The organism is Streptomyces sp. NBC_00667 (assembly GCF_036226825.1).
Taxonomy (GTDB): Bacteria; Actinomycetota; Actinomycetes; order Streptomycetales; family Streptomycetaceae; genus Streptomyces.
In genome coordinates, this window is sequence record NZ_CP109022.1 from 3,046,238 (window position 1) to 3,067,913 (window position 21,676).

Annotated in this window: 24 protein-coding genes; 5 read left to right on the forward strand and 19 right to left on the reverse strand. The window is 71.0% G+C overall.

The genetic code is table 11. From position 1 onward, the window contains the following. Positions 1–30 precede the first annotated feature (30 nt). The 5 genes from OHA81_RS14130 to OHA81_RS14150 form a co-directional block, all read right to left on the reverse strand. Positions 31–1,353, reverse strand: a complete 1,323-nt coding sequence (locus OHA81_RS14130; protein WP_329196023.1) for a dicarboxylate/amino acid:cation symporter — start codon at positions 1,351–1,353, stop codon at positions 31–33. Positions 1,354–1,835: 482 nt separating this feature from the next. After that, complete coding sequence (locus OHA81_RS14135; protein WP_190186469.1) at positions 1,836–2,105, reverse strand: DUF4229 domain-containing protein; 270 nt, start codon at positions 2,103–2,105, stop codon at positions 1,836–1,838. 158 nt (positions 2,106–2,263) lie between these two features. Further along, on the reverse strand, positions 2,264–2,788 hold the full coding sequence (locus OHA81_RS14140) for a GNAT family N-acetyltransferase (RefSeq protein ID WP_329196024.1): 525 nt from the start codon (positions 2,786–2,788) through the stop codon (positions 2,264–2,266). Between the two features lie 132 nt (positions 2,789–2,920). Beyond that, positions 2,921–4,084, reverse strand: a complete 1,164-nt coding sequence (mqnE, locus tag OHA81_RS14145) for an aminofutalosine synthase MqnE (RefSeq protein ID WP_329196026.1) — start codon at positions 4,082–4,084, stop codon at positions 2,921–2,923. 110 nt (positions 4,085–4,194) lie between these two features. Further along, positions 4,195–4,650 (reverse strand): Lrp/AsnC family transcriptional regulator, encoded by a 456-nt coding sequence (locus tag OHA81_RS14150; protein ID WP_190186407.1) that lies wholly within the window; start codon positions 4,648–4,650, stop codon positions 4,195–4,197. A 123-nt stretch (positions 4,651–4,773) separates the two neighbouring features. Here OHA81_RS14150 and OHA81_RS14155 point away from each other — a divergent pair, with 123 nt between their 5' ends. Further along, complete coding sequence (locus OHA81_RS14155) at positions 4,774–4,908, forward strand: hypothetical protein (RefSeq protein ID WP_268250203.1); 135 nt, start codon at positions 4,774–4,776, stop codon at positions 4,906–4,908. On the opposite strand, the gene OHA81_RS14160 is transcribed toward OHA81_RS14155, so the two are convergent. Further along, entirely contained in the window at positions 4,905–5,591 is a 687-nt protein-coding gene (locus tag OHA81_RS14160; RefSeq protein WP_329196030.1) for a UbiX family flavin prenyltransferase, read from the reverse strand. The genes OHA81_RS14155 and OHA81_RS14160 overlap by 4 nt on opposite strands. Positions 5,592–5,682: 91 nt before the next feature. Between OHA81_RS14160 and OHA81_RS14165 the strand changes: the two genes are divergently transcribed. Beyond that, complete coding sequence (locus OHA81_RS14165; RefSeq protein WP_329196031.1) at positions 5,683–6,306, forward strand: rhomboid family intramembrane serine protease; 624 nt, start codon at positions 5,683–5,685, stop codon at positions 6,304–6,306. On the opposite strand, the gene mqnP is transcribed toward OHA81_RS14165, so the two are convergent. From mqnP to OHA81_RS14180, 3 genes are read right to left on the reverse strand one after another with little or no spacing between them, the layout of a single operon-like run. Continuing rightward, positions 6,303–7,223, reverse strand: a complete 921-nt coding sequence (gene mqnP / locus OHA81_RS14170; protein ID WP_329196033.1) for a menaquinone biosynthesis prenyltransferase MqnP — start codon at positions 7,221–7,223, stop codon at positions 6,303–6,305. The genes OHA81_RS14165 and mqnP overlap by 4 nt on opposite strands. Beyond that, entirely contained in the window at positions 7,223–7,699 is a 477-nt protein-coding gene (locus OHA81_RS14175) for a hypothetical protein (RefSeq protein ID WP_329196035.1), read from the reverse strand. Before OHA81_RS14175 ends, mqnP begins: the two co-directional genes overlap by 1 nt. After that, positions 7,696–9,153, reverse strand: coding sequence for a menaquinone biosynthesis decarboxylase (locus tag OHA81_RS14180; RefSeq protein ID WP_329196037.1), 1,458 nt, complete (start codon positions 9,151–9,153; stop codon positions 7,696–7,698). Before OHA81_RS14180 ends, OHA81_RS14175 begins: the two co-directional genes overlap by 4 nt. 90 nt (positions 9,154–9,243) lie before the next feature. Between OHA81_RS14180 and OHA81_RS14185 the strand changes: the two genes are divergently transcribed. Further along, the gene (locus tag OHA81_RS14185) at positions 9,244–9,588 is read left to right on the forward strand and encodes a PLD nuclease N-terminal domain-containing protein (RefSeq protein WP_329196039.1); all 345 of its coding nucleotides are present in this window, start codon (positions 9,244–9,246) and stop codon (positions 9,586–9,588) included. A gap of 12 nt (positions 9,589–9,600) precedes the next feature. Here the strand turns inward: OHA81_RS14185 and OHA81_RS14190 are convergent, their stop codons facing one another. The 8 genes from OHA81_RS14190 to hemL form a co-directional block, all read right to left on the reverse strand. Further along, positions 9,601–10,101: an SRPBCC domain-containing protein gene (locus OHA81_RS14190; protein WP_329196041.1), complete on the reverse strand. Its 501-nt coding sequence runs from the start codon at positions 10,099–10,101 to the stop codon at positions 9,601–9,603. Positions 10,102–10,126: 25 nt separating this feature from the next. Further along, entirely contained in the window at positions 10,127–11,206 is a 1,080-nt protein-coding gene (ccsB, locus tag OHA81_RS14195) for a c-type cytochrome biogenesis protein CcsB (protein WP_329196042.1), read from the reverse strand. Further along, positions 11,203–12,915 (reverse strand): cytochrome c biogenesis protein ResB, encoded by a 1,713-nt coding sequence (resB, locus tag OHA81_RS14200; protein WP_329196043.1) that lies wholly within the window; start codon positions 12,913–12,915, stop codon positions 11,203–11,205. The genes ccsB and resB overlap by 4 nt, the downstream gene beginning before the upstream one ends. 13 nt (positions 12,916–12,928) lie before the next feature. After that, positions 12,929–13,708: a cytochrome c biogenesis CcdA family protein gene (locus OHA81_RS14205; protein WP_329202278.1), complete on the reverse strand. Its 780-nt coding sequence runs from the start codon at positions 13,706–13,708 to the stop codon at positions 12,929–12,931. Between the two features lie 5 nt (positions 13,709–13,713). Further along, positions 13,714–14,343 (reverse strand): TlpA family protein disulfide reductase, encoded by a 630-nt coding sequence (locus OHA81_RS14210; RefSeq protein ID WP_329196044.1) that lies wholly within the window; start codon positions 14,341–14,343, stop codon positions 13,714–13,716. Between the two features lie 66 nt (positions 14,344–14,409). Further along, a complete protein-coding gene (locus tag OHA81_RS14215) occupies positions 14,410–15,627 on the reverse strand; it encodes a hypothetical protein (RefSeq protein ID WP_329202280.1) in 1,218 nt (405 codons plus the stop codon). A 295-nt stretch (positions 15,628–15,922) separates the two neighbouring features. Continuing rightward, the gene (locus OHA81_RS14220) at positions 15,923–16,612 is read right to left on the reverse strand and encodes a histidine phosphatase family protein (protein ID WP_329196045.1); all 690 of its coding nucleotides are present in this window, start codon (positions 16,610–16,612) and stop codon (positions 15,923–15,925) included. Then, positions 16,609–17,931, reverse strand: a complete 1,323-nt coding sequence (hemL, locus tag OHA81_RS14225; RefSeq protein ID WP_329196047.1) for a glutamate-1-semialdehyde 2,1-aminomutase — start codon at positions 17,929–17,931, stop codon at positions 16,609–16,611. Before hemL ends, OHA81_RS14220 begins: the two co-directional genes overlap by 4 nt. Before the next feature lie 295 nt (positions 17,932–18,226). On the opposite strand from hemL, the gene OHA81_RS14230 reads away from it, so the two are divergent. Then, positions 18,227–18,664 (forward strand): hypothetical protein, encoded by a 438-nt coding sequence (locus OHA81_RS14230; RefSeq protein ID WP_136216611.1) that lies wholly within the window; start codon positions 18,227–18,229, stop codon positions 18,662–18,664. 43 nt (positions 18,665–18,707) lie between these two features. Here the strand turns inward: OHA81_RS14230 and OHA81_RS14235 are convergent, their stop codons facing one another. Next, complete coding sequence (locus OHA81_RS14235) at positions 18,708–19,805, reverse strand: serine hydrolase domain-containing protein (protein ID WP_329196049.1); 1,098 nt, start codon at positions 19,803–19,805, stop codon at positions 18,708–18,710. Positions 19,806–19,981: 176 nt separating this feature from the next. Beyond that, positions 19,982–20,887: an RNA polymerase sigma-70 factor gene (locus OHA81_RS14240; RefSeq protein ID WP_329196050.1), complete on the reverse strand. Its 906-nt coding sequence runs from the start codon at positions 20,885–20,887 to the stop codon at positions 19,982–19,984. A 185-nt stretch (positions 20,888–21,072) separates the two neighbouring features. Here OHA81_RS14240 and OHA81_RS14245 point away from each other — a divergent pair, with 185 nt between their 5' ends. After that, a complete protein-coding gene (locus tag OHA81_RS14245; RefSeq protein WP_329196052.1) occupies positions 21,073–21,558 on the forward strand; it encodes a carboxymuconolactone decarboxylase family protein in 486 nt (161 codons plus the stop codon). The last annotated feature ends 118 nt before the right edge of the window (positions 21,559–21,676 follow it).

The window sequence follows — 21,676 nt, forward strand, 5'->3', positions numbered from 1 at the left end:
GGCGGGGGCCGCGGTGCGTGCGTACGGGACTCAGGCGGCGACGGCCACCGGGGTGCGGGCCGGGTCCTCCAGCGGGGAGGAGGAGGCGGCCGCGTAGGCCTCCTTGTCCAGGATTCCCTCGCGGGCCGAGACGATGACCGGGACCACGGCCTGGCCGGCCACGTTGGTGGCGGTGCGCATCATGTCCAGGATCGGGTCGATCGCCATCAGCAGGCCCACGCCCTCCAGCGGCAGGCCCAGCGTGGAGAGGGTCAGGGTCAGCATGACCGTGGCGCCGGTCAGACCCGCCGTGGCGGCGGAGCCGACCACCGACACGAAGGCGATGAGCACGTACTCCTTGATGCCCAGCTGGACGTCGAAGATCTGCGCGATGAAGATCGCCGCCAGCGCCGGGTAGATCGCGGCGCAGCCGTCCATCTTGGTCGTGGCGCCGAACGGGACCGCGAAGGAGGCGTACTCCTTCGGGACGCCGAGGCGTTCGGTGACCTTCTGGGTGACCGGCATGGTGCCGACCGAGGAGCGGGAGACGAAGGCCAGCTGGATGGCCGGCCAGGCGCCCTTGAAGAACTGGAGCGGGTTGACCTTGGCGACCGTCGCGAGGAGCAGCGGGTACACGCCGAACATCACCAGGGCGGAGCCGACGTAGACGTCCGCGGTGAAGGTGGCGTACTTGCCGATCAGGTCCCAGCCGTAGGTGGCGATGGCGGTGCCGATGAGGCCGACGGTGCCGATGGGCGCGAGGCGGATGACCCACCACAGGGCCTTCTGGAGCAGCTCCAGGACGGACTCGGCGAGGGTGAGGACGGGCTGCGCCTTGGTGCCGAGCTGGAGGGCGGCGATACCGGCGACGGCGGCGAGGAAGACGATCTGGAGGACGTTCAGCTCGGTGAACGGCGTGACGACGTCCTTCGGCACGATGCCGGTCAGGAAGTCGATCCACGAGCCCTGGTGCTTGGGCAGCTTGCCGTCCTGCGGGGTGAGGCCGGTGCCGGAGCCCGGGTGGGTCAGCAGGCCGATCGCAAGACCGATACCGACCGCGATCAGCGACGTGATCATGAACCAGAGCAGGGTGCGGGAGGCGAGCCGGGCGGCGTTGTTCACCTTCCGCAGGTTGGTGATCGACACCAGGATCGCGAAGAAGACGAGCGGGGCGACGGCCAGCTTGAGCAGCTGGATGAAGATGTCGCCGATCTGCTCCAGGGTCGTACCGAGCCAGCTGATGTCCTGGCTCTTGGCGAGCCAGCCGAACAGCACGCCGAGCGCGAGACCGGTGACGATCTGGGCCCAGAACGGGAACTTGAACGAGGCCTTGGCGGCGGGGGCCGGGGCCTGGGGGGTGGCGGACACGGACACTCTCCGGGGGTGACGCGTCACGGACGACGCGTGAAGAACGGGGACGCGCAGGAAACAGACGGAAGGTTTCTGCGGTGGTGGTGCGTGCTGGTGGTGACGCGGTGCGGCAGCACCCGGAGGAAGCCGGGCCGGCCGGGACCACTGCCGTATCGGTGAGCCGTATGGGGCAGTCGGCTCAGCGACAACAGCAACAGGCCGCGGACACGCGGCGGCAGAGGTCGACGTGCAGGCGCGCCACGAGCGGGACGCTCGCGGTCATCTGGTGCGCAACTGTGGTCAACATGTTGAACACGCTAACACTTCTCCTTTGAGAATCTCAAAGGCACCCTTTGAGCCATGGTCGCGACGGGGCGGAGGCCCGGGCTGCACGGACCTACCCACACCTGCCCGGACGCACGAAAGCCCCAGCGTTACGGGCGGTATTCCCGTTGCTGGGGCGGATGCGTGTGTGAGGAAAACTACGGGCCGGGGACCGGCCCGCGTCAGGCGACGCGGGCGGCGTCGTCGGCCGCGTCCTCCTGGCCGCGGTTCTCGGCGAGCTTCTGCTTCGCACCCGCGACACGTCCGGAGATCTGCGCGGACATCTCGTCGCGCTGCTTGCGCAGGAGCACGAAGGACAGCGGCGCGGAGAGCACGAGGGCCAGCAGCACGATCCAGGCGAAGTTCGCGTCACCGAGGCCCGCGGGCACCCAGCCGAGCCGGACGAATACGGCGACGAGCACCAGGCACCCGACGAAGATGCCCAGGCGCATCGCGGTGTAGCGGATCGTCGCGCTCGGCTTGAGGGACACGGTGACCCCTTCTCTCTCGTCTTCGTACGGCGGCACGTGCCCATCCAGTGAAGCACGCCGGGGCGGGGCTGCGGTCCGCCGGGGTGTGTGACCCCTGCGGCCGGCCGTGGCGGCCCGCGTCAGTGCAGCGGGAGCAGCATCGTGATGTCGTCGCGGTCGTCGCCGGGGCCCACGCGGATGGCGTCCGGGACGCGGCCGACCTCCTTGTAGCCGCAGGCGGCGTAGAAGTGCTCAAGGCCCAGGCCGCCGCGGCAGGTCAAGCGGACGGCCTCGATGCCGTCCAGCGCGCGGGCCGCGTCTGCGACGGCATCCATGAGCGCGCGGCCCGCTCCCCGGCCCTGGAGGCGGGGGGCGACCATGACGGTGTAGGCCCAGACCCAGTGGCGCATGAGCCGGTGCGGGTTGAGGGCGAGGACCGCCGCGGCGGCGACCTCACCGTCCTCGTCGTGGCCCACGACCAGGTGGTGGGTGCCCTCGGCCATCGCCGCGAGGTGCTTGACCAGCGCGGGCCGGATGTCGTCGGTGGTGACCGGCGGGACGAAGCCGACGGCGCCGCCCGCGTTGCTGACCTCGGTCCACAGGGCGAGGAGCCCGTCGCGCAGGGCCGGGCCGACGAGGGGATCGACGGTGAAGGTAAGGGCCATGGGCGGAGAGTACCTATTACTCCAGGGGATCGGCAACCACGTGGGCCCCGCCTCTTGCGGCACCCCACGACGGCGCGAGCCCCGGTCCACCGGGACCGGGGCTCGCCTCCTGGAGCGTCTCGCAGGACCGCGTCAGACGCGCATCGCCTGCGGCGACTCGCGCAGGTCCGCGTCCGGGCCGGGGTACTCGCGGATGATCTCGTAGCGCGTGTTGCGCTCGACCGGGCGGAAGCCGGCTTCCCGGATGAGCTCCAGGAGGTCCTCCCGGCCCAGCTTGTTCGGGGTGCCGTAGTTGTCGGCGTCGTGCGTGATCTTGTACTCGACGACCGAGCCGTCCATGTCGTCCGCACCGTGCTGGAGCGCCAGCTGGGCGGTCTGCACGCCGTGCATCACCCAGAAGACCTTCACGTGCGGCACGTTGTCGAACAGCAGGCGGGAGACCGCGAAGGTCTTGAGCGCCTCGGCGCCCGTCGCCATCGTCGTGCGCGCCTGGAGCTTGTTGCGGACCTTGCCGTCCTGCATGTCCACGAAGTCGTGCTGGTAGCGCAGCGGGATGAAGACCTGGAAGCCGCCGGTCTCGTCCTGGAGCTCGCGCAGGCGCAGCACGTGGTCCACGCGGTGGCGCGGCTCCTCGATGTGCCCGTAGAGCATGGTCGAGGGGGTCTTGAGGCCCTTGGAGTGCGCCAGGCGGTGGATGCGCGACCAGTCTTCCCAGTGGGTGCGGTGGTCCACGATGTGCTGGCGGACCTCCCAGTCGAAGATCTCCGCGCCGCCGCCGGTCAACGACTCCAGGCCGGCCTCGATCAGCTCGTCCAGGATGTCGGAGGCCGACATGCCGGAGATCGTCTCGAAGTGGTGGATCTCGGTGGCCGTGAACGCCTTGAGCGAGACGTTCGGCAGCGCCTCCTTGAGCGCGGAGAGCGAGCGCGGGTAGTAGCGCCACGGCAGGGTCGGGTGCAGGCCGTTGACGATGTGCAGTTCGGTGAGGTTCTCGTTCTCCATGGCCTTGGCCAGGCGGACGGCTTCCTCGATGCGCATCGTGTACGCGTCCTTCTCGCCCGGCTTGCGCTGGAACGAGCAGTACGCGCAGGACGCGGTGCACACGTTGGTCATGTTGAGGTGGCGGTTGACGTTGAAGTGGACGACGTCACCGTTCTTGCGCGTGCGCACCTCGTGGGCGAGGCCGCCGAGCCAGGCCAGGTCGTCGGACTCGTAGAGGGCGATGCCGTCCTCACGGGTCAGCCGCTCGCCGGAACGGACCTTCTCCTCCAGCTCACGCTTGAGCCCAGCGTCCATGCCGGTCCTCTCCTCTGTGTGTCCTGCTCTGTCCTGCACTGCCCATGCCCTGCGTTTCCTGTGCCGCGCCACCCCGTGGCGGGTGGGTGCAACCGCCACCCACCGTACTCTCAGCCCTCCTCGGGCAGTTCCCCGACCCGGTTCTCCCACTTGGTGGAGAGCACGATGGTGGTACGGGTGCGGGAGACGCCCTTGGTGCCGGAGAGCTTGCGGATGATCTTCTCCAGGCCGTCCACGTCGTTGGCGCGCACCTTCAACATGAAGGAGTCGTCGCCCGCGATGAACCAGCAGTCCTCGATCTCGGCGAGGTCGCGCAGCCTGCGGGCCACGTCCTCGTGGTCCGCGGCGTCCGAGAGCGAGATGCCGATCAGCGCGGTGACGCCGAGGCCGAGCGAGGCCGCGTTCACGGTCGCGCGGTAGCCCGTGATCACGCCCGCCGTCTCCAGGCGGTTGATGCGGTCGGTGACGCTGGGGCCGGAGAGGCCCACGAGACGGCCCAGCTCCGCGTACGAGGCACGGCCGTTTTCCCGGAGTGCCTGGATGAGCTGCCTGTCCACCGTGTCCATTACGTGGAGCCTTCCATTATTCGGCGATTCTGCGAGTCTAGGTATAGAATCTAAGGCATACAGGGGTCAACGCCCTGTGAAATCTTTCATCAGATCAAAGACGATCTTCAGGAGTGGTTCACCGTGTACACGATCGAGATGGCCTACGCGCACATGCGACAGCTCCAGGAGCTGGCCAACCGATCCCGCACCGACCAGCCGTCCGCCGCGCACCGCGTCGACAAGATGCGCAAGCCGCGCACCGACAAGAAGCGCTAGCCACCGCTCGCCTCCCGGGGAGCACGGGAACCTCCCAGCTCCCCCTCCCACCGGCGGTACAGCCGGTGCGGCACTCCTGCCGCATCCAGCACCCGCCCCGCGACGAAGTCCACCAGATCCTGGATGTGCGTCGCACCCGAGTAGAACGCCGGAGAGGCGGGCAGCACGACCGCGCCCGCCTCGTCCAGCGCCACCAGCTGCTTCAAGGTCTGCCCGTTCAGCGGGGTCTCCCGTACCGCGACCACCAGCCGGCGCCGCTCCTTGAGCGTCACGCTCGCCACGCGCTGGAGCAGGTCCTTCGACAGTCCCAGCGCCACCCCCGCCACGCACGCCGTGGACGCGGGCACGATCAGCATCCCCTTGGCCGGGTACGAGCCCGAGCTCGGGCCGGCGGCCAGGTCCCCGGCGCCCCAGTAACGCACGTCGTCCAGCACCGGCGGGGCGAAGCCGCCCGGCTTGCCGTCCGCGCCGCGTTCCAGCCACTGGGCGAGGTCCTCGCGCCAGTGCGCGTCACGGAACGCGATGCCGGTCTCGTCCAGCAGGGTGAGCCGCGAGGCCCGGCTCACCACCAGGTCGACGCTTTCCCCCGCCGCGAGGAGCCCGCGGACCACCGCCGCCGCGTACGGCGTCCCGGACGCCCCGGAAACCCCGACCACCCACGGGGTGCGCTTGCCGTCAGTCATGACTCCGAGACTATCCGGCCACCGCGAGCGGGCACGGAGTAAGGTGCCCGGACGTTCGAAGGGTGGACACGAAAGACGGGGGGGTGTCGCCATGAGCCTGGTGCGCGAGGGGCACGGGATACGGCGCGGCGGGGACGCGGAAGCGGACGGGTGGGGCCGGGCCGAGCGGGCCAAGGCCGCCGCGAAGCTGATGCTCGGCTGGGTTGCGCTGCTGTGGCTGATCGAGGCGGTGGACTACACCGCGGGCCACGCGCTGGACGCGTACGGGATCATCGCCCGCGAGGCCGACGGCCTGAGCGGGATACCGCTGGCCCCGTTCCTGCACTTCGGCTTCGACCACGTGGCGTCCAACAGCCTGCCCCTGCTGGTGCTGGGCTTCGTCACCGCCCTCAGCGGCATACGCCGCTTCCTGGCCCTGTCCGCGGTCCTCACCCTCGCCGACGGCTTCGCGGTGTGGCTGATATCGCCCTCCCACACCGTCACCGCCGGCGCCTCGGGCCTCATCTTCGGCCTCTTCGGGTACCTGCTGGTACGCGGCTTCGTGGAGCGCCGGCCGCTGGGGGTGGTGACCGGGCTGTGCATGGCCGCCGTCTGGGGCACCACGTTCCTGTCGGGGATCCTGCCCACCGACGCGATGATCAGTTGGCAGGCCCACCTCTTCGGGCTCCTCGCGGGCGTGGCGGCGGCGTTCCTGTTCCGCCGGCGCAGCGCTTAGAGCGTCAGGCCCCGCGCGGCGACGTCCAGGACGGCGCAGACGAAGAGCGCGATCCCGATGAAACCGTTCACCGTGAAGAAGGCCCGGTTCAGCCGGGACAGGTCGTGCGGCGTGACGATCGTGTGCTCGTAGAGGAACGCGGCCACGACGATCACCAGGCCGGCCCAGAAGAACGGCCCGGCATCCGTCATGACGGCGTACCAGGCGAGCAGCCCGGTGGTCACGGCGTGCGCGCCGCGCGCGCCCCACAGCGCGGCCGGGATGCCGAAGCGGGCCGGGACCGACTTCACGCCCTCCGCACGGTCGGCGGCCACGTCCTGGCAGGCGAAGATCAGGTCGAAGCCGCCGATCCACACGCCCACGGCGAGACCGAGCACCACCGCGTCCCAGGACCAGGTACCGGTGATCGCCAGCCAGGCCCCGACCGGACCCATCGCCTGCGCCACGCCCAGGATGGCGTGCGGGAAGTTCGTGAACCGCTTCCCGTACGGGTACACCACCATCGGGATCACCGCGAGCGGTGCCAGCGCCAGGCACAGCGGGTTCAGCAGCGCCGCCGAGCCGAGGAAGACGGCCAGCGCCACCCCGGCCCCGGTCCAGGCGGAGCGCACCGAGACGGCGCCGGTGACGAGTTCGCGCCCGGCGGTGCGGGGATTGCGGGCGTCGATCTCGCGGTCGATGATCCGGTTGGCGGCCATCGCGAAGGTCCGCAGGCCCACCATGCAGATCGTGACGAGCAGCAGCTCGACCCAGTGCATCGTCCCGTCGAGCCCGAACATGGCCGTCAGGGCGGCGATGTAGGCGAAGGGCAGCGCGAAGACCGAGTGCTCGATCATCACGAGCCGCAGGAACGCCTTGACCTTGCCGGGGGCCTGCGGCGCGGGGCCGGGACCGACCACCCCGTCGGCTGTCGTCATCACGCGAGGCCCCCGCGGAAGTCTTCGAGGTCGGCGCGGAGCGCGTCGGCGTCCACGGGCGGGATCTCCAGCGTGACCGGGGACGGCTCCTCGCCCTCCGGCGGGGTGATGGTGGAAACGAAGCGGCATCCCCCGCCCGCCTGCCCCGGGTAGCCCTGGAGGCGCAGCACCTGGCCCGCGCCGACGATGAACGGCCCGGTGTCGAAGGACAGTTCGGCCAGCAGCCGGTCGGCGAAGTCCTCGGCCTCCGCGTCCCGCAGACCCGGCAGCTCGAAACCGCCGCCCCCGCCGGTCCCGTCCTCCCACATCAGTGCCCAGATGTTGCCGGGCCCCGCGAACTCCTCGGGCGTCACGCCGGCCTGTTCGGCCGCCGCGCGGACCTCCGGGTCGGCCGCATCCAGGCGCGGGCGCAGGACGGCGACGTACGCCGTGTCGGTGCCGATGAAGAGGGCGGGTCCGCCCATCGCCGTGCTCACAGTCCGTACTCCTTCCAGCGGCTGTCCACGAGGGCGGCCGTCGCGGGGTCGGACTCGACCATGTCGGGCCAGCCGCCGTCGCGCGTGTAGCCCTCCTCGGGCAGCTTCTTCGTCGCGTCGATACCGGCCTTGCCGCCCCAGAACTGCTGGTAGGAGGCGTGGTCGAGGTGGTCCACCGGCCCTTCCACGACGGTGAGGTCGCGGCTGTAGTCCGTGTTGCCCAGCGCCCGCCAGGACACCTCGTGCAGGTCGTGGACGTCGCAGTCCTTGTCCACCACGATGATCAGCTTGGTCAGCGACATCATGTGCGCGCCCCAGATCGCGTGCATGACCTTCTGGGCGTGCTTGGGGTACTTCTTGTCGATCGAGACGATCGCGCAGTTGTGGAAGCCGCCCGACTCGGGGAGGTGGTAGTCCACGATGTCCGGGACGATGATCTTGAGCAGGGGCAGGAAGAAGCGCTCCGTCGCGCGCCCCAGCGGCCCGTCCTCGGTCGGCGGGCGGCCGACCACGATCGACTGGAGGAGCGGGCGCTTGCGCATCGTCACGCAGTCGATCGTGAGCGCCGGGAAGGGCTCCTGCGGGGTGTAGAAGCCGGTGTGGTCGCCGAAGGGCCCCTCCGGCAGCATCTCGCCCGGCTCCAGCCAGCCCTCGATGACGACTTCGGCATGGGCGGGCACCTGGAGCGGGACCGTCTTGCAGTCGACCATCTCGATGCGCTTGCCCGCGACGAACCCGGCGAACAGGTACTCGTCGATGTCCCCCGGCAGCGGCGCGGTGGACGCGTACGTCACCGCCGGCGGGCAGCCGAAGGCGATCGCGACCGGCAGCCGCTCGCCGCGCGCGGCGGCGACGGCGTAGTGGTTGCGGCTGTCCTTGTGGATCTGCCAGTGCATGCCGATGGTGCGCTTGTCGTGGCGCTGGAGGCGGTACAGGCCGAGGTTGCGCACGCCCGTCTCCGGGTGCTTGGTGTGCGTCAGGCCCAGGTTGAAGAAGGAACCGCCGTCCTTGGGCCAGGTGAACAGGGCGGGCAGCCGGTCCAGGTCGACGTCGTCGCCGGTGAGGACGACCTCCTGGACGGGGGCGGAGTCGCCCTTCACCTTCTTCGGCGGCACGTGCACCATCGAGCCGAGCTTGCCGAACGCCTCGCGCACGCCGATGAAGCCCTGGGGCAGCTCGGGCTTGAGGAGACCGCCGATCTTGTCGCTGATCTCGTCGTACGACTTGAGGCCGAGGGCCTTGAGCAGCCGGCGGTCGGTCCCGAAGACGTTCATGGCGAGCGGCATCGCCGAGCCCTTGACGTTCTCGAAGAGCAGCGCGGGCCCGCCCGCCTTGTTGACCCTGTCGACGATCTCCCCGACCTCCAGGTAGGGGTCGACTTCGGCCTTGATGCGCTTGAGGTCGCCCTCCCGCTCCAGAGCCCGGAGCAGCGAGCGGAGATCGTCGTAAGCCATGGGGCCCAGTATCCGTCACCTACTACCCTGGGGGCGTCACCGGGGCTCCGCGTGGGCCCGCCGCCACTGCCTGGGAGTCGGTCCCGCACCGTGCTGCGCTACCTGCCGTTCCTGCTGATCATCGCGCTGACCATCTACGCCTTCATCGACTGCCTGAACACGCCGGAGGAGGAGGTCAAGCACCTGCCGAAGGTGGTGTGGGTGCTGATCATCCTGCTGTTCTCGATCGTGGGGCCCGTGGTGTGGCTGTTCGCGGGCAGGACCCGGACGGCGGCCGGCGGCGGCCGTGTCCGGCGCACCGACTGGGTGGCGCCCGACGACAACCCGGAGTTCCTGCGGTCCCTGCGCGAGGAGCGTGACAAGAAGCGCGGCAACGAGCACGACAAGGACCGCGACAAGGACCGCGACAAGGACAAGGGCGCCGACAACGACTGACGGCCGCGCCGCTCAGTACCGTCTGGTGAGGGGCCGCGCGTAGGACTCGCGCAACTCGGCCCGGCGGGCTTCGGTCCAGGGGGCACCCGGGCCCGTCAGCGCCGCTTCGAGGAGTTCGAAGTGCTGGTGCCAGTCCGCCAGGACGCCCGGCGGGTCGGCGCCCGGGCCCTCGCGCTCGTTCAGGAACCGGATCACCGTGGAGTCCGTGCCGACCGGCTCCAGGTGGAAGCGGATCCGGCCGAGCCCGCCGAGCGTGTACTCCACGACCCGTTCGACGTCCCAGGCCGTGATCCGGCCGGACGCCGCGGGACCGCCGTCGAGCGGGCGCAGGGTGACGGCTCCGTCGAGGTGCCGCTCCAGGACCTCCGCCTCGCCCAGCCAGCGGCGCAGCCCGCCCGCCGTGGTCAGCGCGGGCCACAGGCCCTCGTAGGAGTACGGCAGGTGCGGCTCGAAGCGGATCAGCCGGCGGTCCTCGCCGCGGCTCTCGCTGGTGCCATGGCTCACAGGAGACATGACACCAGCGTCGCACTCCCGCCGGTCAGACGCCCGCGTAGGAGTGCTTGCCGTTCAGCAGGATGTTCACGCCGTAGTAGTTCCAGATCCAGCAGGCGAAGGCGAAGAGCGCCAGGTAGGCGGCCTTGCGGCCCTTCCAGCCCGCCGTGGCCCGCGCGTGCAGGTAACAGGCGTACGCCACCCACGTCACGAAGGACCAGACCTCCTTGGGGTCCCAGCCCCAGTACCGGCCCCAGGCGTCGCCCGCCCAGATCGCGCCCGCGATGATCGTGAACGTCCACAGCGGGAAGAACGCCGCGTTGATCCGGTACGAGAACTTGTCGAGCGTCGCGGCCGAGGGCAGCCGCTCCATGACCGAGGTCGCGAAGCGGCCCGGCTGCTCGCCGCGCTCCAGCCGGGCCTCGTACCCGTCGCGGAACAGGTACAGCACCGTGCCCGTCGCGCCGATGTAGAAGACGGCGCCGCAGATGATGGCGGTGGAGACGTGGATCCACAGCCAGTACGAGTGCAGGGCCGGGACCAGCTGGTCGCTCGCCGTGTACAGCCAGGTGGTGGCGATGCCGAGGTCCAGCAGGACGCTCGTGACCAGGATCAGACCCATCCAGCGGACGTTCTTCTTGAGGAGCAGCAGGATCAGGTACGCGCCGACGGCCACCGTGGAGAAGGTGAGCGAAAACTCGTACATGTTGCCCCAGGGGGCCCGCTTCACCGACGTCGCGCGCGCGACGACACCGGCCGCCTCGATGATGAAGGCGAGGGCGGTCAGGGAGACCGCGATCCGCCCGTACAGGTCACCCTGCTCGGTGCCGCCGGCGGCGCCGGGGCCGTCCGGGACGTCGCGGGTGCCGGCGGCGGAACGGGTGACGACCTGCGGCCGGTCGAGGACGGCCGTGCCCCCCTTCCCGCGCACCTGCACGGCCGGGGCCGCGGCGGCCGGGGCCCCGGTCAGCGCGGCGGCCGTACGGCCGACCTTGCTGCGGCTGCCGAAGATCCACTCGGCGATGTGGGCGAGGAAGGCGAGCGTGTAGACCGCCATCGACGAATAGACCAGGTAGTTGCTGATCTGGGCCAGGTTCTCATTGGCCTCGGCTGCGAGCGGCGTCATCCGCGCTCCCCTTCAACGTTTTCCTTGACAGGTCGGTCGGGCGCCGTGGGCGCCTGCTGGTGGAGTGCGGCGGCCAGCGCGCCCAGCTCCTGCGGGAGCTTGGTGGACTCGCTGCGGCCGAGGGCCGCCATCTCCACGACGGTCACCCCGTCCTCGCCCGTGGTCGCCCGGACCCAGATCCGGCGGCGCTGGATGAACAGGGAGCCGGCCAGGCCGCCGATGGCGGCGATGGCGCCCGCGAGGGCGAGGCCGCTGCCGGGCTGGTGGGTGATCGAGAAGGTGGCCCAGCGCTCGATGCCCTCGAACTTCACGGTGCCCGCGCCGCCCGGCAGGGTCATCGTCTCCCCGGGCAGCATCTTCTGCTTGAACAACTGGCCCGCATCGTCCTTGAACATCTGCATCTTCGACGTGTCGAGCTGGTAGACGTTCTGCGGCAGACCCGAGTCCACGCCGAGGCTGCCGTGCCAGGCACTGAGCATGAGCGCCGGGAAGCCCAGGTCGGGGAACTGGGAGAACATCGTCCCCTTGCCCTCGCCCGCGTACGTCGGCACGAACATGGCGCCGAAGCCGAGCTGCTCCTTCTTGCCGTCCTTGTCCTTGTAGCCGTCGGTGACCTTGATGGCACCGGAGGAGGTGAGGTTGGAGTCCTGCGGGAGCATCGGCACGGCGTCCTTGAAGATCACCTTGCCGGTGGGGTCGGTCACCGAGACGACCGGCGCGTAGCCGTGGCCGAGGAGGTAGACCTTGGAGCCGTCGACCTCCAGGGGCTTGTTGACTTCGATCTCGCGCTTGTGCGGTGCGCCGTTCGCGCCCTCGCGGAAGGTGACGTACGCCTTGAAGTCGCGCGCGGTGCCCTTCTGCGGGCCGGTCTTCGCGTACGAGGCGTCGAACCGGTCCAGGGTGAAGGAGAAGGGCGGGAGGTCGTCGGGGGTGAAGAAGGACCCGGACTTGAAGTCGTCGTACTGGGTGAGCGTGTTGGAGAAGCCCTTGCCGCGCAGGACGAGCTTGCCGCCCTCGGACTTGTAGAGCTGTCCCCAGGCGAAGGCCACCAGCATGACGATGAGGGCGATGTGGAAGAGCAGGTTCCCGGCCTCGCGCAGGTAGCCCTTCTCCGCGGCCACGGAGCTCGCACCCGTCTCGGTACGGAAGCGGCTCGCGCCCAGTACCTTCCCGGCCGCCGCGATGACCTCGTCGGCGGGCTCTTCCGTGCGCCACGTCGTGTACGCGGGCAGCCGGTCGAGGCGCTTGGGGGCGCGGGGCGGGCGGCCGCGCAGCTGGCCGACGAACTGCCAGGAGCGGGGCAGGATGCAGCCGATCAGCGAGATGAACAGCAGCAGGTAGATCGCGGAGAACCACACCGAGCTGTAGACGTCGAAGAGCTGGAGCTTCTCGGCGACCGTCACCCACGAGGCGTGCTCGCGCTTCCAGGTGGCGACCTTCATCGCGTCGACCTGGGTCTGCGGGATGAGCGAGCCGGGGATGGAGGCGAGCGAGAGCAGGAACAGCAGGATCAGCGCCACCCGCATGGAGGTGAGCTGGCGCCAGAACCAGCGCAGCCAGCCGAGCACGCCGATGCCCACCGGGCCGCCGGGGGCGTCCTCCAGGGGGGCAGTGGACAGCTGCGCTCCGGCGGCGGCGTCGTCGTCGCCGCGCGCGGACGCGGAGGATTGCTGGGACGCCTCGGGGGACGCCTTGTCGGTCGTACTCATGTCCGTGTAGTCCTCAGATCCCCACCGTGAAGCCGTTGGTCCAGCTCTGCATGTCGCTGATGAGCGTGCCCCACCAACCTGTGACGAGGAGCAGTCCGGTGACGATCAGCATGCCGCCGCCGATCCGCATCACCCACGCATAGTGCTGCTTCACCCACCCGAACGCGCCGAGCGCCTTGCGGAACGCGAGCGCCGTCAGGATGAACGGCACCCCGAGGCCCAGGCAGAACACCGTGGTCAGCAGGGCGCCGCGGCCCGCGGTCGCCTGGTCGATGGAGAGCGTGTTGACGGCGGCGAGGGTCGGACCCATGCAGGGGGTCCATCCGACGCCGAAGAGCACGCCGAGCAACGGCGCGCCGATCAGGCCGGCGGCCGGCTTCTTGTGGAAGCGGAACTCGCGCATCGTCAGGCCGGGGATCGCCCCCATGAAGAACAGGCCGAGCACGATCACCAGGCCGCCGAGGACGCGGGCTATGACGTCCTTGTTCTCGGCGAGGGTGTCCCCGAAGTAGCCGAAGAGCGCGCCCGTCGAGACGAAGACCGCCGTGAAGCCGAGGACGAACAGGCTCGCCCCGGCCAGCATCCGCCCGCGGCGGGCCTCGGCGAGGTCGGCGCCGCCCACCCCGGTCACGTAGGAGAGGTAGCCGGGGACCAGCGGCAGCACGCAGGGCGAGAAGAAGGAGACCAGGCCGGCCAGGAGCGAGAGGGGCAGCGCGAGCAGCAGCGCCCCGTTGAGGACGGTGGTGTTCACACCGGTCGCCCCGGCGGCGAGGAGGTGGAGCTCGGTGACCACGTCGGTCACTTCTCCGCGAGCAGCGGGTCGATCATCGAGCGCAGCTGGGTCTCGTTGAGCGCGACCAGCGTGCGGGCGGCGATCTTGCCCTCCTTGTCGAGGACCACCGTGGAGGGGATCGACTGGGGGTTCAGCGTGCCCTTGGGGAAGCGGAGGATCAGCCGGCCGTCGGGGTCGTAGAGGCTCGGGTAGGTGATCCCGAAGTTCTCTTCGAAGGCGGCGGCGTTCTGCTTGCTGTTGTCGCGGATGTTCAGGCCGACGAAGGCGACGTCCTTGCCGCTGTCGGCCAGTTCCTTCGACACCTTCGCGAAGTAGGGGGCCTCGGCCCGGCAGGGCGGGCACCAGGAGCCCCAGACGTTGAGGACGACGACCTTGCCCTTGAGGGCGGTCGTGTCGAGCGTCTTGCCGTCGACCGTCTCGCCGTCGAGCTTGGGTGCCTCGGTGCGCTCGCCCTTGGCGACGGTGGAGATGCCGCCGGCGCCCGCGACGTAGTTCCCGCCGGCGGAACCGGAGGGTTTGCTGCTGCCCGAATCGCCGCACGCCGTAAGGGTCAGGGCGCTCGCGAGGGTCACCGCGGTCAGCAGACTGACGCGGCCGCTGGTCGAGCGGCGGCGGGGGGCTTGGCCAAGGCTCATGTGAAAAGTTTCGCATGACCGATTTGCGGATCTTCCGCACCCCCCGGGCGGGGGTCTCTCCGCTGGTCAGCCGAGGGTGAGGTACGCGCGCCAGCCACCGGCCGGCTGCCGGCCGGGGGTGAGGGCGCGCAGCTTGGCCAGCAGCCGCGGGTCCTGGACGTCGAGCCAGTCGGCGAACTGCCGGAAGGATACGAGCCTTACATCCTTTTTGTCCGCGATGCCCTTGAGGGCTTCCTCGACGGCGTCCATGTAGATCCCGCCGTTCCACTCCTCGAAATGGTTTCCGATGAACAGGGGCGCGCGGTTGGTCTCGTACGCCCGCTCGAAGCCCCCGAGGTAGGTGGCGGTGGCCTGGGTGCGCCACGCGGGGTAGTTGCCGGGAACGCCCCGGGTGGTGTTGACGGACTGGTTCGCGAGGATGTTGTAGTCCATCGACAGCACCTCGAAGGAGTGCCCGGGGAAGGGCATCGACTGCAGGGGCAGGTCCCACAGGCCCTCCCGCTTCTGCGGCCACCGCTGGTCGCCGCCGGGCGAGGAGGCGTCGTAGCGCCAGCCCAGCTCGCGGGCGGTGGGCAGCAGGGCGTCCTGGCCGAGCAGGCAGCGGGTGCGGGCGCCGACCAGCTCCTTGCCGTAGTCGAAGGGCAGTGGTTCGAGGTCGGCGAACCCGGTGTTCGTCCGCCAGTTGGTGACGAACGACACGGCCTGTTCGATCTCGCTCCGCCAGTCCTGCGGGCTCCAGTGGGCGACGGAACCGGAGCCGGAGCAGAAGTGGCCGTTGAAGTGGGTGCCCACCTCGTGGCCGTCCAGCCACGCCTGGCGCACGTGGGTGAGGGTGGCGCGGATGTGCTCGTCGCTGAGGTAGCCGATGTCGGAGGCGCCGACCGGGTTGCCGGGCGGCCGGTAGAGCTCCCTCTTGGACTCCGGCAGCAGGTAGAGCCCGGACAGGAAGAAGGTCATGGCCGCGCCGTGGTCCTTGGCGACCTTGAGGAAGCGCGGGAAGAGGCCGTTGCCCACCTCGCCGGCGCCGTCCCAGCTGAACACCACGAACTGGGGCGGCGTCTCGCCAGACTGGAGCGGGACGGGGGCGGGCGGCTGGTGCGGCTGCGGGCCGGTGTCGGCGGTGGAACCGTCGCCGAGCAGCTTGACCGGGGGCGGACCGGGGTTCGGCCCGCGCGTCGGGGCCGGGCCGCCCGGACCGGACGAACTGCCGCCGCATCCGGCGATGCCGGCCGCCGCGGCGCCAAGTCCCAGGCCGAGCACCGCCCTCCGGCTGTAGTCGCGCACTTGGCTCATGAAATGTCATACAAACCGACATTCAGGCGGAGCGGGAGGGTGACACGGCTCCCCCGGAGCGGCTTGTACGAAAACAGGCCAACTCTTGGCACGCTCCAGGCCGAGCACGCCCGAGAAGGGCGGCCGGGGGGCGGTGTGGCCGGGGCGGCGCCGGGCGGCCTGCGGCGGGGCGGCCGGGCAGCCTGGGGGCGGGGCCGGGCGGCCTGGCAGCCTGGGGGCGGGGCGGCTTGCGGTGGGGCGGCGCCGGGCGGCCGGGGCCCGTAGCCCCGTGCCGCCCGGCCGGGGCCTACGCGCCGAAGGCCTTCGACTTCCCCTTCACCGGCTTGGCGCCCGCCAGCAGATGCGCCGGGACCAGGTCCCGGGCCGGCTCGCTGTAGCCCACCGACACCAGCGCGTCGCCCTGGAACGTGAACGACGTCAGCGAGGCCAGCGTGCACTGACGGCGGCGCGGGTCGTGCCACAGCCGCCGCTTCTCGGCGAAGCTGCGCACGATCCAGATCGGCAGCTGGTGGCTGACCGCCACCGCCTCGTGCCCGCGCGCCGCGTCACGCGCCGCCTCCAGCGCGCTCATCATCCGCACGACCTGCTCGACGTACGGCTCGCCCCAGGACGGCTTGAACGGGTTCGTCAGGTGCTTCCAGTTCGCCGGCTTGCGCAGCGCCCCGTCACCGACCCCGAAGGTCTTGCCCTCGAAGACGTTCCCCGCCTCCAGCAGCCGCGCGTCGCTCGCCACGTCCAGACCGTGCGCCTTGGCCACCGGCGCGGCCGTCTCCTGCGCCCGCTCCAGCGGGGAGGACACGACGTAGGTGATGTCCCGCGACTGGAGGTGCTCCGCGACCCGCTCGGCCATCTGCCGGCCCAGCTCGGAGAGGTGGTAGCCGGAGCGGCGGCCGTAGAGCACACCGTCCGGGTTGTGCACCTCGCCGTGCCGCATCAGGTGGACGACGGTGATCTCGCCCGGCGTGCTGCTGCTCATGCGGTGGCCTCCGCGGCGGCGCGGGCGGCGGCGGGCAGGGCGGCGGCGATGCGCTCGACGGCCTGCTCGTCGTGGGCGGTGGACACGAACCAGGACTCGAACGCCGACGGCGGCAAGTAGACGCCCTGCGCCAGCATCGAGTGGAAGAACCCGTTGAAGCGGAAGGCGTCCTGCTTCTTCGCGTCGTCGTAGTTCTTCACCTCGTCCTCGGTGAAGAACACGGAGAACATGTTGGAGGCGGTCTGCAGCCGGTGCGCGACGCCCTCCTTGGTCAGCGCCTCGGTGACCAGCTGCCGGATCTGCTCCGACACCGCGTCGACCTTGTCGTACGCCGCCCCGTCCAGCAGGCGCAGCTGCGCCAGACCGGCGGCGGTGGCGACCGGGTTACCGGAGAGCGTGCCCGCCTGGTAGACCGGGCCCGCCGGGGCCAGGTGGCCCATCACGTCCGCGCGGCCGCCGAACGCCGCGGCCGGGAAGCCGCCGCCCATGACCTTGCCGAAGGTCATCAGGTCCGGCTTGACCCCGTCGACCCCGTACCAGCCGGCGCGGGAGGTGCGGAAGCCCGTCATCACCTCGTCGGAGATGTACAGCGCCCCGTTCTCGCGGCACAGGTCGGCCAGGCCCTGGTTGAAGCCCTCACCGGGGGTGACGACGCCCATGTTGCCGGGTGCGGCCTCCGTGATCACACAGGCGATCTCGCCGGGGTGCGCGGCGAACGCCGCCCGGACCGCCTCCAGGTCGTTGTAGGGGAGCACGATCGTGTCGCCGGCCTGCGCTCCCGTGACACCCGGGGTGTCGGGGAGCGCGAAGGTCGCGAGCCCGGAACCGGCGGAGGCCAGCAGGGCGTCGACGTGACCGTGGTAGCAGCCGGCGAACTTGACGACCTTGGCGCGGCCGGTGAAACCGCGGGCCAGCCGGATCGCCGACATGGTCGCCTCGGTGCCGGACGACACCAGACGCACCTGCTCGACGGGCTCGATGCGCGCCACGATCTCCTCGGCGAGCGCGACCTCGCCCTCGCCCGGCGTACCGAAGGACGTGCCGCGGGCGACGGCGGCCTGAACCGCCTCGATCACGGCGGGGTGGGAATGGCCGAGGATCATCGGTCCCCACGAGCAGACCAGGTCGACGTACTCGCGGCCGTCGGCATCGGTCAGATACGGACCGGTACCAGACACCATGAACCTGGGCGTACCCCCCACGGCGCGGAAGGCGCGCACGGGAGAGTTCACGCCGCCGGGCGTCACTACGGACGCGCGCGTAAACAGGTTCTGCGAGACTGGGGCTTCATACGGATACGGGTAGCTCACACCAGCCATGGTCTCAGAGGCCGCGACAGACTTGCGGACGGGCGTTTCACCGCGCCACCCCGGGGGAGGTCACTGCCATGATGATCAGGCTGCGTGGCGGGGGCCGCGGGGCCGGGGCAGGCAATACCAGTCGGGTGGAGATATGCAACGCGGTGGTGGACCGGGCGAGGGTACGGACGGCCTGGACCCGCAGCGCGCCCGTGATGCCCGCCGTCGCGGCAAGCACCGGCGGCGCGGCACCGAGGCCGCCGATGCGGCACCCGAACCGATCGTGCCGCCGGACGCTCTGCCCAAGGGCCGTGGCATGGGCGTGACCTACAAGTACTTCGGCGCCCCGGACGGCGCGACGGCGGCGCGGGTGCCCGTCACCATGCGGCCGGAGGAGCTCGGCGGGGACGAGCTGGGCATGGGCGGCCTGTTCACCAAGATCAAGCCGGAGACCATGGCGGCGATGGTCCTGACCGGCATCGAAGGCATACCCCTGCACAAGGTGCCCCCGCTGGAACTGGTCGTCCTGCACCCCGACTACGCGGTGGTCAAGCTCCCGATGACGGTGGTCGACCCGCTGCGCGGCGTCGGCGAGGAGTCCGTCGGAGCGGCGGCCTTCATCTGGTCCACGGTCCCCGACCGCGGGGGGCCGAGCGACGCGTTCAACGTCTACCAGCTCCTGCACGAGTGGCAGGACTTCTCCCACCGCCTCCATGAGGCGGGCCACCAGGCGTACTGCCTCGTCTGGCCGTGACACCCGTCCCTTCGTGAAGCCCGTCCCTTCGTGAAGCCCGGCCTCACCCGGTCAGGATCTTGAGGGCGCGCTCGCGCAGCGGGGCCAGCCGGACGCGGGGGGCGCCGTTGTGGACGGCGTTGGTGACGATGACCACGTAGCGGCCGGTGGCGGGGGCGAGGTAGAGGCTCGTCCCGGTGAAGCCGTGGTGGTAGGCCACCGTTCCGCCGGCGGCGAGGATCCAGCCCAGGCCCCGGTAGAGGCCCGGCTCGATCTCCGCCTGGGGGGCGAGGCTCTCGCGCAGCCACAGCGTGAGCGGGCTCGCGTGGCCCGAGGGGGTGGGGCGCGCGTGGCCCGAGGGGGTGGGGCCCGTGCGGCCCGAGGGGGTGGGGCCCGTGCGGCCGCCCAGCAGGTGCTCGGCGTACGTGGCGAGGTCCGCGGCGGGCGCGAAGACCCCGGCGTGGCCGGCGACCCCGCCCATCGTCGCGGCGTTCTCGTCGTGCACCACGCCCCACAGGCGGTCATGGCCGTCGGGGTGCTCGGTCGGCGCGACGTCGGGGGCCTGGGGGATCGGACCGTAGCCGGTGCGGCCCATGCCCAGCTCGGCCCAGAAGTCGGCGGCCAGGCGGTCCAGCGGCCGGCCGGCGACGTGGACGAGGGCCAGGCCGAGCAGGATGTAGCCGCGGTTGACGTAGCGGTGGCTGCCGGGCAGGTTCTCCATCAGCTCGTGGCAGATCAGCTCGTGCAACGGCCTGGAGGTGAGGTCGTAGAGGTCGAGGCGGGTCGCGGCCTGGAGGCCGCCGGTGTGCGACAGCAGCTGGCGCACGGTGGCTTCACCGCTGGGCATGGGGCCGTCCATCGGCGGCAGGTACGCCCGGACCGGGGTGTCGAGGTCGAGCAGCCCGTCGGCGACGGCCCGGCCGACGAGCGGCCAGGTCGCCGTGACCTTCGTCAGCGAGGCCAGGTCGTAGACGGTGTTCTCGTCGGGGGCCTTGGGGTTGGTGTACGGGGAGACGACCCCGGCGGAGATCACGGTCCGCTCCCCGGTGGCCGTACCGCAGACGAGGACGCCGCCGGGGGTGGCGCGGTCGGCGACGATCTCGTCCAGCGTGTCCCGCAGCCCGTGGGTCTCGGCGGTCGTGAACGGTACGGCCTGGGTCATCTCTGCCTCCGGGTGGTGCGGTGCGGTGGTGATCTGCGCACTTAGCGTGGCCAGAGCGGGTCCGGGCCGCCCGTCGCCGCGCCGGGCCGTGCGCCGGGTCCCCCGGGCGGGTGGCTCCCGGGCGCTCCGGGCGCTCCCGGGCGTTTGCGGGCCCGTCGCCGACCCGGGCTCCCGGCTCAGCGGCGCAGGGAGGTCTCCCGGTGCATGTGGGACAGCTTCTCGGGGTTGCGCACGGCGTACAGGCCGGTGATGAGGCCGTCGTCGATGCGCACCGCCAGGACGGTGTCGAGCGCGCCGTCGAGGTGGAGGACCACGGCCGGGTGGGCGTTGACCTGTGCCGGGCGCAGCGACGCCGTGGTGTGCCTGGCCAGTCCGGTGGCGAGGAGGCGGGCCACCTTGTCGGCCCCCACGACGGGCCGCAGGACGGCCTGCTTGATGCCACCGCCGTCACCGAGGAGGACGACGTCCGGTGCGAGAAGGTCGAGCAGGCCCTGGAGGTCACCGGTCTCCACCGCCCGCCGGAACGCGTCGAGCGCGCCCCGGGTCTCGGCCCTGGAGACCGCCGCGCGCGGGCGGCGCGCGGCGACGTGTGCGCGTGCCCGGTGGGCGATCTGGCGGACCGCGGCCGGCGTCTTGTCGACGGCCTCGGCGATCTCCTCGTAGCCGAGGTCGAACACCTCGCGCAGCACGAAGACCGCCCGCTCGGTCGGCGCGAGCGTTTCCAGGACGAGCATCATCGCCATCGAGACGCTGTCGGCCAGCTCGACGTCCTCGGCCACGTCCGGGGTCGTCAGCAGCGGCTCGGGCAGCCAGGAGCCGACGTACGACTCCTTGCGGCGGCCGAGCGTCCGCAGCCGGATCAGTGCCTGTCGGGTCGTGATCCGCACCAGGTACGCCCGGCGGTCCCGCACCGGGGCGAGGTCGACGCCCGCCCACCGGAGCCAGGTCTCCTGCAGCACGTCCTCCGCATCGGCGGCCGAGCCGAGCATCTCGTAGGCCACCGTGAACAGCAGGTTGCGGTGGGCGACGAACGCCTCGGTGGCGCCCGCGTCTTCCGTGTGCTCGCCGTGCTCGCTCTTCACCTGCTGCTCCTGCCTGCCGGCCTGCCTGTTCGCCGTGTCGGTGACACGCGCACGAGATGCCGCCGGCCGCCGCTTTGTGACACCCCCGGGCGGTGACGCTCGTCACAGCGCCGCCCCTGTCACAGGCGGCGGGTCGCCGGCATCTGGTGTTCGTTCCCGCAAGACACACGAGTGAGGACGAGATCATGGAAACCCGGTTCAACCTGTTCGAGAACGAGATCGCGGTCAAGTTCGCCAAGCGGTTCGCCAACACCGGCCTGGTGATCGACCAGTCGCCGCTGCCGAAGTCCACGCAGGAGCTGGTGTCGCTGCGGATCAGCCAGATCAACGGTTGCGGCTGGTGCATCGACATCCACACCAAGGAGGCCGCGGCCGCCGGTGAGAGCGCGGTCCGGCTCCACCTGGTCGCCGCCTGGCGCGAGTCGTCCGTGTTCACCGAGGCCGAGCGGGCCGCGCTGGCCCTCGCCGAAGAGGGCACCCGGCTCGCCGACGCCCACCAGGGCGTGTCCGACGAGACCTGGGCCGAGGTGCGCAAGCACTACGACGACGACCAGGTCGCGGCGCTGGTCTCCCTGACCGCCCTGATCAACGCGGCCAACCGTCTCGCGGTGATCGTCCACCAACAGGGCGGCTCCTACGAACCCGGCATGTTCGCGGCCCTCCTCGGCTGACCACCCCCACGACCGACCACCCGGCTCCGCCCGTCGCCCCGGGCCGCCGGCCCTCCGGGCCCGGGCGGGACCGGCGAGCCGCGCCGGGGCGGAGGGTCCCCGGGGCGGGGGGCGGCGG

Excerpts from the sequence above, each read along its gene's own strand:
- OHA81_RS14210 (WP_329196044.1), bottom strand. The coding sequence starts at position 14,343 with ATGAGCCTTGGCCAAGCCCCCCGCCGCCGCTCGACCAGCGGCCGCGTC.
- OHA81_RS14160 (WP_329196030.1), bottom strand. The coding sequence starts at position 5,591 with ATGACTGACGGCAAGCGCACCCCGTGGGTGGTCGGGGTTTCCGGGGCG.
- OHA81_RS14220 (WP_329196045.1), bottom strand. The coding sequence starts at position 16,612 with ATGAGCAGCAGCACGCCGGGCGAGATCACCGTCGTCCACCTGATGCGG.
- OHA81_RS14235 (WP_329196049.1), bottom strand. The coding sequence starts at position 19,805 with ATGACCCAGGCCGTACCGTTCACGACCGCCGAGACCCACGGGCTGCGG.
- mqnE (WP_329196026.1), bottom strand. The coding sequence starts at position 4,084 with ATGGACGCTGGGCTCAAGCGTGAGCTGGAGGAGAAGGTCCGTTCCGGC.
- OHA81_RS14180 (WP_329196037.1), bottom strand. The coding sequence starts at position 9,153 with ATGGCTTACGACGATCTCCGCTCGCTGCTCCGGGCTCTGGAGCGGGAG.
- OHA81_RS14150 (WP_190186407.1), bottom strand. The coding sequence starts at position 4,650 with ATGGACACGGTGGACAGGCAGCTCATCCAGGCACTCCGGGAAAACGGC.
- OHA81_RS14230 (WP_136216611.1), top strand. The coding sequence starts at position 18,227 with ATGGGCGTGACCTACAAGTACTTCGGCGCCCCGGACGGCGCGACGGCG.
- resB (WP_329196043.1), bottom strand. The coding sequence starts at position 12,915 with ATGAGTACGACCGACAAGGCGTCCCCCGAGGCGTCCCAGCAATCCTCC.
- ccsB (WP_329196042.1), bottom strand. The coding sequence starts at position 11,206 with ATGACGCCGCTCGCAGCCGAGGCCAATGAGAACCTGGCCCAGATCAGC.
- hemL (WP_329196047.1), bottom strand. The coding sequence starts at position 17,931 with ATGGCTGGTGTGAGCTACCCGTATCCGTATGAAGCCCCAGTCTCGCAG.
- mqnP (WP_329196033.1), bottom strand. The coding sequence starts at position 7,223 with ATGACGACAGCCGACGGGGTGGTCGGTCCCGGCCCCGCGCCGCAGGCC.
- OHA81_RS14165 (WP_329196031.1), top strand. The coding sequence starts at position 5,683 with ATGAGCCTGGTGCGCGAGGGGCACGGGATACGGCGCGGCGGGGACGCG.
- OHA81_RS14140 (WP_329196024.1), bottom strand. The coding sequence starts at position 2,788 with ATGGCCCTTACCTTCACCGTCGATCCCCTCGTCGGCCCGGCCCTGCGC.
- OHA81_RS14190 (WP_329196041.1), bottom strand. The coding sequence starts at position 10,101 with ATGTCTCCTGTGAGCCATGGCACCAGCGAGAGCCGCGGCGAGGACCGC.
- OHA81_RS14245 (WP_329196052.1), top strand. The coding sequence starts at position 21,073 with ATGGAAACCCGGTTCAACCTGTTCGAGAACGAGATCGCGGTCAAGTTC.
- OHA81_RS14135 (WP_190186469.1), bottom strand. The coding sequence starts at position 2,105 with ATGCGCCTGGGCATCTTCGTCGGGTGCCTGGTGCTCGTCGCCGTATTC.